Source organism: Propionivibrio sp. (assembly GCF_049316945.1).
Classification (GTDB): Bacteria; Pseudomonadota; Gammaproteobacteria; order Burkholderiales; family Rhodocyclaceae; genus Propionivibrio.
This window is the reverse complement of the sequence record NZ_JBMOJE010000021.1, coordinates 22,443-34,780: the sequence shown is the minus strand read 5'-3', so window position 1 is coordinate 34,780 and position 12,338 is coordinate 22,443. Positions and strand designations below refer to the sequence as shown.

The following is a 12,338-nucleotide window of genomic DNA, read 5'->3' as shown; positions in this document are numbered from 1 at the left end:
TAAACGCTTTCAACGCAGAGTGCGCAGAGGCGCAGAGGTCGCGGAGAAAGACCAAAAGAAAGAAGTTTTCCTCTGCGTTCTCTGCGCCTCTGCGCACTCTGCGTCAAGAGAGCTTGAAGTTTTTCCCATCATCAATCCCGCAACTCGCGCCCGGTGAGCTTGATGAAAACGTCTTCAAGGCTGGCTGCGCGGTGCATGTAGCGGAGCGTTGGCGCGTCGGCGAGGGCGGCGAGCAGCGGGGTTGTATCGCGACAGTAGAAAAAGGCGGTGTCGCCGGCGACTTCGAGGCGTTCGCCCAGCGTGTTCCGGGAGCGCGCCCAGGTGGCGGCTTCGTCACCGAAGACTTCCACCACTTGCGGTTCGATGTGCGTGGCGATCAGCTCACGCGGCGCGCCTTCGGTGACCAGATGGCCGTTGTCAAGAACGGCCAGCCGGTCGCACAATCGTTCGGCTTCGTCCATGAAATGCGTGGTCAGGATCAGCGTCTTGCCGCGCGCGGTGAGCTGCTTCAGCCGCTCCCAGATCAGGTGGCGGGCCTGTGGATCGAGGCCGGTGGTCGGCTCGTCGAGAAAGATGATGTCCGGGTCGTTGACCAGCGCGCGAGCCAGCGTCAGGCGCCGTTTCATGCCGCCGGAGAGCGTCTGGATACGCGCCGTCTCCTTGCCGGCGAGTCCCGCGAAGTCGAGCAAATCGGGGATGCGGGCGCGGATGATGGCGTCCTTGATGCCGAAGTAGCGGCCATAAACCATCAGGTTTTCGGCAACGGTGAAATCCGGGTCGATGTTGTCGAACTGCGGCACGACGCCGACCCGTTCGCGCGCCGCCTCGGCTTGCGCCGGGATCGCACAGCCGCCGAGGATGATGCGCCCGGAGTCAGGCGTGGTCAGCCCGAGGCAGCAGCGCAGGGTGGTTGTCTTGCCGGCGCCGTTCGGCCCGAGCAGGCCGAAACAGGTGCCGGGCGGCACGCTGAAATCGATTCCGGCCACGACTTCCTTGCCATCGTAGCTCTTGCGCAGGCCGCAGACGCTGAGCGCGTCGGCCGTATTCAATGTGGAAGTCGCGTCAGCGACTCTCGAACCTCCCCTCTCCCTCTGGGAGAGGGGGCGGGGGGTGAGGGAAACGGGCATGACTTTCATGATTTGGTGCGCCTTTCAAAGCCATGCCCGTCAGTGCCGCCATGCGCGGGTAACGATGTCACGGATGACGTGCAGCCGGCGGTGAAAGAAATGATCGGCGCCGGGAACGACGATCACCGGCAGATCCAGCGGTTCGGCCCAGGCCAGGACGTTGGCCAGCGGTACCGTTGCGTCAATCGAGCCGTGGATGACAATGGTGTCGTTGGCGACGGCCTTGGTCGCATACTGGCGGGCGCCTTCGACATGACCGGCGGCGGTGCCGACCAGAACCAGGCGCTGCGCCGGGTGATTGGCCTCGGCCAGCGCTTGCGCCACCCGCGTTTGCACATAGGCGCCAAACGAGAAGCCGGCCAGGGCCACCGGCAGATCGCCGTAACGGCGTTTGGCTTCAGCCACAATGGCCAGCATGTCTTCGCATTCGCCACGCCCATCGTCGTGAGTTCCTGCGCTCTCGCCGACGCCACGAAAATTCGGTCGCAAGGCTACGTAGTCCAGGCGTGCGAAGGTACGCGCCAGCGTTTGCGCCACCTTGTTGGTATTGGCGCCACCGAACAGCGGGTGCGGGTGGCAGATCAGGGCGATGCCGCGTGGCGCGCCCGGATTTTCAACGATCAGTTCGATCGTACCGGCCGGGCCGTCGATGTGAATCTTTTCTTCAAGCAGCTTCATTCTGCGGGCATTCCTCTGTTCAGATTTTCAGGCGTTCAACGACGCGGCCATGCACCAGATGTTCCTGGATGATCTCCTCGATGTCTTCCTTGTCGACGTAGTGGTACCAGACTTCTTCCGGATAGACGACGATGACCGGCCCCTCATCGCAACGATCCATGCAGCCGGCCTTGTTGATCCTGATCTTGCCCTTGCCCTTGAGCTTCAGTTGGCCGATGCGATCCTTGGCGTAGGTTTGAGCTTCGGTGGCGCCAAGATTATTGCAGCAGCACTCGCCCTCGCCGCGCTGATTGCAGCAGAAAAAAACATGATGCTTGAAGTAACTCATGCCGAAGAACGCCTTATTGTTGGTTATGCATATTTGAGGTTGTAAAAAATGCTTGAACACCCACCGCAGAGGCGCAAAGGGGCAAAGAAAACGCAGAGGAACCCCATTGTTTTAAAATGTTTTCTCTGCGATACCTCTGCGGCTCTGCATTTCCTTCGGTCACCTTTGCGCCTCTGCGGGCGCGAAGCCTGACCTCGGACCATGGATTTTTCATATTTTCACAGCCTGTGAGACCGCCGATTCCGGACTTGATTCAGTTAGCTCCGTCGTCCGAGCATCGTCAGGTAGGGAAGTGCGAGGAAAGGCCATAAGCTGGCGGCCAGCCGGGTCACTCCATTGAAGTTAAAAAAATGGCCTTGCTGCCAGGTGGCCAGCGCGGCGGCTGAATAGGGATTGGGCGGGGTGAGGTTGACCAGCACCGTGCCGGCCATGAGTACCAGACCGGCCAGCGCAATTCGCAGCGGCACCGGCAGCAGCAGAATTATCGAGAGCAGCACGCCGCCGGCGAGCATGCCATAAGCGGCGCCGGGGGTGAGCCAGGCGAAAGCATTGAGCGGATCGACGAGCACCGCGGCGGCCAGCGTGCGAATCAAGAGCGCGAAGAAAAAGAAGGCGGTCAGCGCCAGCCAGGGGGGGTAATGGTCGGCCAGCAGTGCGCGCACGATCAAACCGATGGCAATCGTATTGCAGACGATGATTCCCGTTTCCAGGGCGAAGAACGAGTGAGCCGCATAAGGCACGGCAGGCGTTATCTCCAGCAGATGACGCAGATCGCCGGCGCCGAAGAGGATGGTTTCGGGAGAGAGTTGCGTCAGCAACCACAGGCCGATCAGGACCAGGCCAAGTTCGGCATGCGGGATGGGCGCCAGCAGGCGCTGCTGCATCTGCGCGACCCGGAGAAAAAAGCGTTCGCCATGCCAGATCGTGAGCAGGGCGCCGATGCCTGCGCCTAAAGTGTTGCAAGCCAGGTCGAGATTGGAAGGGACGCGGGAAGGCAGCCATGTTTGCACTGATTCGAGGCAGAAACTGATCAGGGCGCCAAGCAACAGTGCGGTAAATGCCGGAGTCCAGCGCCCAGGCAGGCGGCGCAGCGTCAGCGCAAGCAAGAACCCCAGGGGCAGATAAGCGACGACATTGATCAGCAGATCGAAAACCGTCCAGTAGCGAGGCCAGGCGGCGTCGAGAAAGGCAATCGGCGACAGTCCCGCATCGCGCCAGCCAGTGAAGGGGTACAGACTGGCATAGACGATCAGCACGGCGTAGGCCAAAGCCAGATAGCGTGGCAACAGCGTCCGTAGCGGCGCAATTTTATTGATGGCGGCAGATCCCGCCGCCGGTTTGGGTGAAGGCATCGCAAGGGCCGAGAGCATTAAGTTGGGGCCATTCTAACGCGTCAGACGGCATAAGCGCTGGATTCGGGGAATTGTGGAGGCAGGGGCAAACTGCCGCATCGTGCTTTGTTGATGGGGGTTGACTATCGACCGGACTCAAGGTTTTCAGGCATTCCAGTGCAACAGCTTGCTGTTGATAGAGATTCCCGGGCGGGCCGCTTTCAGGAACAAGCCGCTGCACCAGCGGTTTCCATGGGAAATCGATAAATTGCTTTGAAATTGTCGGCAAGCTGTGCGTCGTGAATCGAGCATACCCTCAGGAAGCCTCGCCAACAGGCGTTCTGCAAGGCGTTCGTCCGGACAGCCAGTAGACACGCCACTCTTCAGGCACATTGCTTGTAGATTGTTTATCCATAAGCCTTGCAGGGAATACTTCTGGGGGGTTTCCCTGAGTGGCCGTGAAAAATTTATTTCAGCCTGATCTCCTCGCCCTCACCCCGGCAAAGGCGAGCAAAGGGAGTGCAGAGCCCAGGGGCCAGTTCGCTCCTCGATTGCCGACCATGAATCGGAGACCAAAAAAGCCATTTTTTCCTGGCGGCAGGGAATTCGAGCAAATGCTGCGTTGCTGTTTTTGAACCACAGACAACAACCCGAACCTGGTGGCGGATTACTTCAACGCACGCCTGAATTAATGCACTTGCTTTGCGAAACATTGCGGGAGGACTTCGTGTGCTTCAGCGCTCATTGACAAAACTCAATAGAATCAATATAATGCGTTTCCTGTCTGGCTATCGACCTGCTCGATATTGAACTTTATTTCTTCCTTGCAACTCTGAAGCAAGGTAACAACACCGTAACAACACCTTAGCAGTATCCGCCCTACGGTAAATTTTTGCCGCTTCCTGGGCTTCGCACCCGCCTAAAACCGCTGTCGCACGATGATTTTTTTTGCGCGACGACAACAGTGAAGGAGAGTGAGCATGTCTGCAACGATTACGCTCAATAAAACGATGGCACGCAGTACTGATGCCGCCTTGAACTTTATCCAGCATTTCCTGATGATTGCCGCCCTTTTCCTCGTTCTCGGCCTCATCAACGTTTTTGCCAGCCGCGCCCAGTCTTTTGAAATCCTGAAATCCGCTTTTGCCGATTTTTCGATTACGAAAGAGTCCACTGAAGAATCCGTTTTTGCGGAACCCGCGAAAGAGCCAGTCGTGGTTGAACCCGCTCCGGTCACTCTTTCTCCGCGCATGCAGGGCGCTCTCGACTATGTGACGCGTCGCTATCGAGTGTCCGAAGATGCACTGGTGCCAGTTTTCAAGATGGCTCAATTGATCGGCAAGGAGCGGCGCATTGATCCGCTGCTCATCGTCGCCATCATCGGCATCGAATCCCGCTTCAATCCGTTTGCCGAAAGCCCGATGGGTGCCCAGGGATTGATGCAGATCATTCCGCGCTTTCACAAGGACAAGGTTCCCCGTGGCTCGGGAGCCAAACCCCTCCTTGATCCGGTAATCAACATCAGGGTTGGAGTGCATGTTCTGGATGAAGCGATTCGCCGGGGCGGTGGATTGGTTGCCGGTCTTCAGCAATACGCCGGCTCCTCAGACCCGGAGCAGGGCTATGCCAACAAGGTGTTGGCCGAGAAGGAGCGCCTGGAGCAAGCAGCGCGCCGTAATCCTGGCCCGAATGCCTGAACTGCCTGAACCGGCTAAGTGATCAGTCCGGCGCAGGCCATGCGCCGGATCGCCTGACGGGCTTCGATCGGAAGTACCAGTTCGGCATGGGCCAGGGGTGTGGTGATACGCTGGTCAAAATGCAACAGCCCCGCTTCATCTTCGCGCAGAAGTTCGGCGTCGATAAACTGGGCAATGAGTGAAGAGAATGTTGTTTTCTCCGAAAACTCCGGCGTATTGAACTCGTAGAGCAGTGCCAGGCGCTGAGCCAGCAGATGGCAATCGTTTTCCAGTGAGCGGCGCGTCCGACAGCCTGAACCGCAATGTTCCAGCAGTGCCAGCATGAGGAAGTGGCGTTCAAGTAGCGGACGCAGGGTCTCGCCGAGCAAGCGCAATTCGGCGAATTCCTCGCTGGTCGGCTCGGCGGCTGACAGCCGTCCGCCATCGTCACGCAACAGCAGGCCGCGTTTGACCAAAACGTCGACGACGGCTTGCGTGGCCGCAGGCAGTTCCTCCGGGGACCAGCGCAAGAACAGTTCCGTTCCGATCAGGCTGTAGATTCCGGCAACGGCTTCCGTTACGCGCTGCACGCCGAGATGCCGGTTGTGGTTCAGGAGGCAGGCAATCAGCGCCGGCAGGGCAAAAAGATGCAGCACGTTGTTGCGGAAATAGGCCAGCAAAGGCGCCTCGCCGTCGGGAATGCGAATCAGGTCACCGAGCGGGTGCCTGATACGTTCGGCAATTCCGAGCCGTTCTGCGTAAGCGACAATCTGAGCTGATTTCAGAGTGCACGAAATCGTTGATGGAGAATAAGGCGCATCGGCAACCAGCGCCTGGTAATGATCGAGAAGTCGATCAAGCACCTGTTCATCTGCCGTGTGCCGGGGAGTGGAAAGCAGGGCCAGGGCGATCAGGTTGACCGGATTGATCACGGCCGCCGAGTTAAGGCGTTTGGCCAGTTCCGAAGCGGCGCTGTGCGTCGCTTCGCGCGACCAGTCGCCGGCGTCGTCAGAAGAAATCTTCGTCCAGCCAGGGTGGTGGATTTCAAGGAAGTCGGCCAGTGCCAGCGGTTCGCCAAAGTTTATATGTACCTTGCCGAAGATCCGTTTGATCTGGCGCGCGCTTTTCAGGATGGCCCACAGAGACTCTTTCTGCTTGGGTTTTCCGGCCAGTTCCCGCAAGTAGGTTCGACCTTCGATGAGTCTCTCGTAGCCGATGTACACCGGCACGAAAACGAGTGGCCGTGCATGTTCCCGGATGAAACTGCGAACCGTCATGCCCAGGATTCCGGCTTTCGGGCTGAGCGTTCTTCCGTTGCGGCTGCGCCCCCCTTCAATGAAGTACTCGACCGGGAAGCCACGGGTCAGCATCAGATGCAGGTATTCATGGAACACCGCCGCATAGAGCGGTTCTCCCTTGAAGCTGCGGCGCAGGAAGAAGGCGCCGCAGCGGCGCAACAAAGGGCCGACGAGCGGCATGTTCAGGTTGGTTCCGGCGGCAATGTGCGGCGGGGTGAATCCGTTGCTGTGCAGCAGGTAGGAGAGCAGCAGGTAGTCGACATGACTGCGGTGAGTCGGCACATAGACGATTCCCTGGCCGGGTGCGATACGGGTCAGGGCGTCGATGTTGTGTATTTCGAAGCCGTCATATAGGCGTGTCCATAGCCAGGAAAGGAATAGTTCGAGGGCGCGCACGGCGCCATAGGAGTAGTCCGAGGCAATTTCCAGCGCGAAGCGGCGTGCGCGAACGGTTGCCTGATCAAGCGGGATGCCGTGTGTACTGCTCTCTGCGGCTATCGCCAAGCGCACGGGCGGGCGACGAGCAAGGTTTCCACTTGCATGTTGCGATGCGAAAGGTCTGGCCCGATGGCCATTTGTCGCTGGCGGCGAAAGTGCACGCGCAACACGCGGGAGAGCTTGCGCAGAGCCGTTGCTTCATCCAGATTTTCGCGGGAAAGAGCCCGCAGGGAGATCGGTGCGTTGAAACGAACCAGCACGTTGCGGCCATGCACCAGGATGGTCAGCAGGCGGCGCAGTGGTCCAGGTTGCCGCCAGGTTTCGGAAAACAGGGCCTTGAGGATGGACTCCTGCTTGTCCGGGCTGCGCCCCCACAGAATGACGACGGGGACGATCTGCACGTCCAGCCCGGGTTTTGCCAATGATTCGTGCAGCAGAACGGTCATCAGCGGCGAGTGTGCGTAGCGTTCGCGCGCCGTAGTGTTGAGCGAATATTTGCGATTCAGAAAGAATACGGAATGCGGGAAGTTGCCGGTGCTCAGCTTGAAAGGAGCCTCCGCCGATGGCAGTCCGGCGAGCTGTGATTCCTGAAAGAGCACCAGCAGGTTGGAAAGATGGTGGTCCTGCAAGACATAGCAAACCGGTTTTGACGGATCAAGGCCGAGTTCCTGCGGATTTTCCGGGAATACAGTGGTGCGTAACCAGAAGTACAAAACCCGGCGGGCCAGCGGAAGAGCCCAGCCGGGGACATCAAAAAAACCAGTCATGACGGCTTTCTGCACAGGTGCTTCAGATCCGCTCAGAGTCCGTGAAGAAATGCCTGAACACCCACCCCAGAAGCGCAAAGACGCAGAGAAAATGCAAATGGAACCCCATGTTTAAAAAGTTTTCTCTGCGAAACCTCTGCGACTCTGCGCCTCTGCGGTGGATTCTTGATATTTTCACAGGCGCTCAGTCATCCTCAAGGCCGACAGTCTTGTGTTGCGAAGCCAGTTGCTGCTGGGTGGCTGCCGGCACCGGAGCGTAGTGGGAAAAGGCGATGCTGTAGGAACCCTGCCCGCCGGTCAGCGACTTGAGTCGTCCCTGGTAGTCGTCGAGCTCGGCCAGTGGAACCTTGCCACTGATCGACATGGTACCGACGCCACGCGGTTGCGTTCCGGTAACCTGCCCGCGTTTGCTTGCAAGGTCACCGGTCAGGTCGCCGATGGACGCATCCGGAGCCAGAACTTCGATGTCGACAACCGGTTCAAGAACGATCGGCGAGGCAGCGCGTATGGCTTCGATAGTCGCTTTCCGTCCTGCGGCAAAGAAGGCGATATCCTTGCTGTCGACCGCGTGCGACTTGCCATCATGGACGATGACGCGCAGGTCATGCACGGGGAAACCACCGACAACGCCGTCTTCCAGCGCCTGACGCACGCCCTTTTCGACCGCGGCCATGTAGACGCCGGGGATGGCTCCGCCTTTGACAATATCGACAAACTCGAAACCGCCACCACGTTCCATGGGCTCGATGCGCAACATGACTTCGCCAAACTGGCCGGCTCCGCCACTCTGCTTCTTGTGCCGGCAATGACCTTCGGCCTTGCCGGTGATCGTTTCACGGTAGGCAATCTGCGGCGCCTTGGTCTCCAGTTCGATCTTGAACTGCTGGGCCATGCGTGACAGCTTGGCGCGCAGATGCATTTCGCCGAGCCCGCGGATGACCGTCTCGTTGGTCGTCGGGTGGCGCTCGACCTTGAAGCAGGGGTCTTCGATTTCAAGCTTGTGCAACACATCAAACAGGCGTTGTTCGTCGGCCTTGCGCTTGGTCTCGACGGCCAGGCCCTGCATCGGCTGCGGGAATTCAAGCGGTTTCAGATGGATGTGGTCTTCGTCATGCGAATCATGCAGGACGCAGTCAAATTCGATTTCATCAACCTTGGCAATGGCGCCGATGTCGCCCGGCACCAGCGCGTCGACCTCGACGTAATCCTTGCCTTGCATGCGGTACAGGTGACCAACCTTGAACGGCCTTTTGGCATCGCCGACATAAAGCTGCGAGTCCCTTCTTATGGTGCCCTGATGTACGCGGAAGGCACCGAGCTTACCGATGAAGGGGTCACTGACTACCTTGAAAACGTGGGCCAGAACATGCTTGCCTGGATCAGGCTCGGCGTGGAAAGGAACACTGTTCTGGTCGCCCGGCTCCCCCTTGTAGAACGGTGGCGGATTGCCCTCGATCGGGTTGGGCGCCAGCCTGGCCAGCGCGTCGAGCAATTGGGTAACGCCAGCGCCGGTTTTTGCGGAAACGAAAAGAATGGGGATCAGGTGGCCGGCACGCAGCGCCTTGACAAAAGGAGCGTGCAGTTCGTCAAGGCCGGGATCGGCGCCTTCTTCCAGATAGCGTGCGAGGAGTTCTTCATCTTCCTCGACAATCTGGTCGATCAGCGCCCGGTGGGCCGTGGCTACCGATTCGAAATCGCTCTCGCCATCGTCGTGGCCGAGTAGCTCAACCACCTCCTGGCCGTGGTGCACCGGGAGATCGAGCAGCATGCACTCGCGTCCGAAAGTTTCGCGGATTTCACCAACGAGTTTGGGCAGGTCAACATTGTCGGCGTCAATCTTGTTGATCACGATCATCCGGCAGAGATCACGGGCTGCAGCGAGCTTCATCATGCGCTCGGTCGAAAGCTCGATGCCGGTCTGCGCGTTTATGACCACCAGCGCCGTATCAACAGCGGCCAGCGCACCGATGGCCTGTCCGGCGAAGTCCGGGTAACCGGGCGTATCGACCATATGCACCTGGGTGTCCAGCCAGTTCAAACTGATCATTGCGGAATTTAGCGAGTGCCCGAGTTCCTTCTCCTGCGGGTCAAAATCGCAAACGGTATTGCCTCTTTCAACCGATCCTCGAGTGCTAATCGCGCCGGCGGCGGCGAGCAATGATTCTGCAAGCGTGGTTTTGCCGGCAGCGCCGTGGCCAACGAGAGCAACGGAGCGAAGATTGACGGTGGTGTTCTGACCCATGTTTTCTCCCAATTATGTTAAAGGCGCTCTTCTTGGGGGCGAGAACCAGACAATGCCCCTCTTAGAGCAACTGACTACTCATGATTCATCCACAACTTTATGCATTCTACCCTTTGTAACCAGATAACAAAGCAGGCTGTAAGGGTCTTCGCCACCAAAACGCCAGATCAAATTTCGACGAACTGAAAGACAAATAAATACCTCGATGAGTTGCACGATATGAGCAACGATGCACAGCGATCAGAAAATAATTGACCCGTAGCGGTGAACTGATCAGCTTAAAAAAAACCCGCCGACGAATAAGTATTCGTCGGCGGGCTTGTTCTTGTACTCCAGAGTGAGCCTATCGGGTAATAACCCGGCTCACTCGAATGTTGCCTACTCGAACTCGATGATCACCTGATCCACGGACAGGCTTTCTCCGGCTTCCGTAACGACCTTTTTCACCACACAATCTTTTTCGGCCTTGAGGATGTTTTCCATCTTCATGGCTTCGATGACGGCCAGTTTCTCGCCGACACTGACCTTCTGCCCGGCTTGAACCAGAACTTCCCGCAGCAGTCCCGGCATCGGGGAAAGCAGGAACTTCGAGAGATCCGGAGGCGTCTTGACCGGCATTTTGGCCAGCAAGCGATCAGCCTTGACCGACATCACGACGGCCTTGACCTGCTTGCCAAAATGGCTGATGCGATACTCCAGTCCGGCGCGCTCGACTTGCATGCAGATGGGTTGGCCGTTGCATGTGCCGCGGAAAACCAGATCCCTGAACAGCCAGTTGGAAACGATGTCGTAACGCTTTTCGCCGCAGGTGATCGAGTAGCCGCCAGGAATCTTTTCGAGTTCAACCTGGTAATTTATGCCTTCGATGACCACCGTCCACTGCTTGGCCACTTTGCGCGGATGCCCGAGCATCTGGTCGCTGATCTGTACAGCGCGATCAATGTAACGACGTCGTGCGAAAGCGGCGACCGAGGCCAGCAGTCCCGGATCTTCGTAGGGAACTTCGGCAGCGATAAAACCATTCGGGTATTCATCGGCAATGAAAGCGGTAGTAAAGATGCCCGAAACGAAACGCGGGTGCTGTAACAGCGCCGCCTGGAAGGGAATGTTCGAGCTGACACCACGAATGAAAAAGGCATTCAGCGCGTCGCGCATGCGCTCGATTGCCTGATTACGATCATCGCCATGGCAGATCAGCTTGGCGATCATCGAGTCGTAGTACATCGATATCTCGCCGCCTTCGTACACGCCGGTGTCTACACGCACCTGGCCTTCGACGGCTTCCGGTGGCTGGAATTTCACCAGCCGTCCGGTAGATGGCAGGAAACCACGGAATGGGTCGTCGGCGTTGATCCGACACTCGATGGCCCAGCCCTTCGGCTTGATGTCTTCCTGTTTGAAGGGGAGTGTCTCTCCGGCCGCAACCCGGATCATCAACTCGACTATGTCGAGGCCAGTAATCATTTCGGTAACCGGGTGTTCGACCTGCAAACGGGTATTCATTTCGAGGAAATAGAACGACTTGTCGGAGCCGACCACAAATTCGACGGTGCCTGCACTCTGGTAATTGACCGCCTTGGCCAGTGCTACGGCTTGCTCACCCATGGCTTTGCGGACGCTGTCGTCGATGAAAGGCGACGGCGCTTCCTCGATGACCTTCTGGTGCCGGCGCTGAATCGAACATTCCCGCTCAAGCAGGTAAACAGTGTTGCCGTGGGCGTCGGCGATGATCTGAATCTCGATGTGGTGCGGTCCTTCGACAAACTTTTCGATGAACACGCGATCATCGCCGAAGCTGTTGCGCGCTTCGTTGCGGCAGGAATCAAAGCCTTCGAAAGCCTCGGTATCGTTGTTGGCGACACGCAGCCCCTTGCCACCACCGCCGGCTGAAGCCTTGATCATTACCGGATAGCCGATCCCCTTGGCAATTTCGACCGCCTGAGCGGGGTCGGCGATGGCATCGTTGTAACCGGGAATGGTATTGACCTTGGCAGCAATAGCCAGTTTCTTCGATTCGATCTTGTCGCCCATCGCGGCGACAGAATAGTGCTTGGGGCCGATGAAGATGATGCCGTTTTCTTCAAGACGCTTCGAGAACTCCTGATTCTCGGAAAGGAAACCGTAGCCGGGATGCACGGCCTCGGCACCGGTCTGCTTGCAGGCGGCGATGATGTTGTCGATGGACAGATAGGAGTCCTTCGACGCCGCCGGTCCGATGCATACGGATTCGTCCGCACTCAGGACATGCAGCGCGTCTTTGTCTGCTTCGGAATAAACGGCTACGGTAGCGATGCCCATGAGTCGGGCAGTTTTGATTACGCGGCAGGCAATTTCACCACGATTAGCGATCAGAATTTTCTTGAACATTTGGAAAGCCTCTTTCAACGCAGAGGACACAGAGGCACAGAGGGCACGGAGGTAAGAGAGAACAATTTAGTGCTTTCTCACTGGTC

General features: G+C 58.1%; 9 protein-coding genes. 1 reads left to right on the top strand and 8 read right to left on the bottom strand.

Features of this window, described 5'->3' with window-relative positions; translation table 11 throughout:
* Positions 1–131: 131 nt before the first annotated feature.
* The 4 genes from ACOYNV_RS07035 to ACOYNV_RS07020 all read right to left on the bottom strand — a co-directional run bounded on the left by ACOYNV_RS07035 (position 132) and on the right by ACOYNV_RS07020 (position 3,485).
* Positions 132–1,136 carry an ATP-binding cassette domain-containing protein gene (locus ACOYNV_RS07035; protein ID WP_422899044.1) on the bottom strand — a complete coding sequence of 335 codons (1,005 nt, stop codon included), beginning with the start codon at positions 1,134–1,136 and terminating at the stop codon, positions 132–134.
* Positions 1,137–1,166: 30 nt separating this feature from the next.
* Entirely contained in the window at positions 1,167–1,805 is a 639-nt protein-coding gene (locus ACOYNV_RS07030) for an alpha/beta hydrolase (protein ID WP_422899043.1), read from the bottom strand.
* A gap of 19 nt (positions 1,806–1,824) precedes the next feature.
* Positions 1,825–2,133, bottom strand: a complete 309-nt coding sequence (locus ACOYNV_RS07025; RefSeq protein WP_422899042.1) for a (2Fe-2S) ferredoxin domain-containing protein — start codon at positions 2,131–2,133, stop codon at positions 1,825–1,827.
* A gap of 257 nt (positions 2,134–2,390) precedes the next feature.
* Complete coding sequence (locus ACOYNV_RS07020; protein WP_422899041.1) at positions 2,391–3,485, bottom strand: VanZ family protein; 1,095 nt, start codon at positions 3,483–3,485, stop codon at positions 2,391–2,393.
* 959 nt (positions 3,486–4,444) lie between these two features.
* On the opposite strand from ACOYNV_RS07020, the gene ACOYNV_RS07015 reads away from it, so the two are divergent.
* Positions 4,445–5,161 (top strand): lytic transglycosylase domain-containing protein, encoded by a 717-nt coding sequence (locus ACOYNV_RS07015; RefSeq protein WP_422899040.1) that lies wholly within the window; start codon positions 4,445–4,447, stop codon positions 5,159–5,161.
* Between the two features lie 14 nt (positions 5,162–5,175).
* Here ACOYNV_RS07015 and plsB read toward each other — a convergent pair whose 3' ends face one another.
* The 4 genes from plsB to accC all read right to left on the bottom strand — a co-directional run bounded on the left by plsB (position 5,176) and on the right by accC (position 12,252).
* Positions 5,176–6,942 (bottom strand): glycerol-3-phosphate 1-O-acyltransferase PlsB, encoded by a 1,767-nt coding sequence (gene plsB / locus ACOYNV_RS07010; protein WP_422899039.1) that lies wholly within the window; start codon positions 6,940–6,942, stop codon positions 5,176–5,178.
* Positions 6,933–7,643, bottom strand: coding sequence for a hypothetical protein (locus ACOYNV_RS07005; protein ID WP_422899038.1), 711 nt, complete (start codon positions 7,641–7,643; stop codon positions 6,933–6,935). The genes plsB and ACOYNV_RS07005 overlap by 10 nt, the downstream gene beginning before the upstream one ends.
* 184 nt (positions 7,644–7,827) lie before the next feature.
* Positions 7,828–9,885, bottom strand: a complete 2,058-nt coding sequence (fusA, locus tag ACOYNV_RS07000) for an elongation factor G (protein ID WP_422899037.1) — start codon at positions 9,883–9,885, stop codon at positions 7,828–7,830.
* Positions 9,886–10,263: 378 nt separating this feature from the next.
* A complete protein-coding gene (gene accC, locus ACOYNV_RS06995) occupies positions 10,264–12,252 on the bottom strand; it encodes an acetyl-CoA carboxylase biotin carboxylase subunit (RefSeq protein WP_422899036.1) in 1,989 nt (662 codons plus the stop codon).
* Positions 12,253–12,338 lie beyond the last annotated feature (86 nt).